This is a genomic window from Pseudomonas sp. ENNP23 (genome assembly GCF_001728945.1).
Classification (GTDB): domain Bacteria; phylum Pseudomonadota; class Gammaproteobacteria; order Pseudomonadales; family Pseudomonadaceae; genus Metapseudomonas; species Metapseudomonas otitidis.
The window spans coordinates 1-627 of the sequence record NZ_LYSP01000117.1 but is presented as its reverse complement, the minus strand read 5'-3'; the positions used below and the strand labels follow the sequence as shown (position 1 = coordinate 627).

At 64.9% G+C, this 627-nt stretch carries 1 pseudogene; it reads right to left on the bottom strand.

Annotated features, from left to right (window positions below):
• A pseudogene (locus A9G05_RS26980) lies at window positions 1-264 on the bottom strand (hypothetical protein); the annotation flags it as partial.
• Window positions 265-627: the final 363 nt, after the last annotated feature.

Here is a 627-nt window from a genome sequence, read left to right as displayed (position 1 = left end):
GGGGTGGCCGTAGCGGTGCAGCAGCACTTCCAGTGCGGCATGGCGCATGCCGCCGGTGTACAGCCCGACGGTGTCGAAGGGATAGGCCGCAGCAGCGATGCCGTCCCAAGGGGTGTGGTACAGCTCGCCGTCCTGCTCGAAGTACAGCTCGCGGGTGCGACGGTTGAGCAGGATCGGCAAGGGCATGGGCTGGAGGATTTCCCACAGAAACACCGCGAACACTGGCGGGTACGTAAACAACGCCAGTCGGCTGGCCCATTGCATGTCGCCGTCTAGCAGCAATGGCAGAATCGCGATCAGCCCAAAAAACACTGCTCCTCCACCCAACGCCCCGGTCCACATCCCCCGATCTGCACTCTCGCCGTGCTCAAGGCTCAGGTAGTGCTCAGTCTGTTCTTCCACCTCGGGCATGCACATGAGCGGTGCCTCCGTGGATTTATCAGCCTGGAGCAGGCGAGTGTCAGGCACCTGGGCGAAGCGCCGAGTAAACGCGCGGGTCGTCTCTGCCGTCACGCCTGCTGCTCCAGATCCACCAGTCGACTGGTGGGGCCATCGGCCCGCAGGCGCTCGCGGACCAGGGCCGGCCATTGGGTACGGGCGCGGCGCTTGGCGATGGCGTAGGTGAGA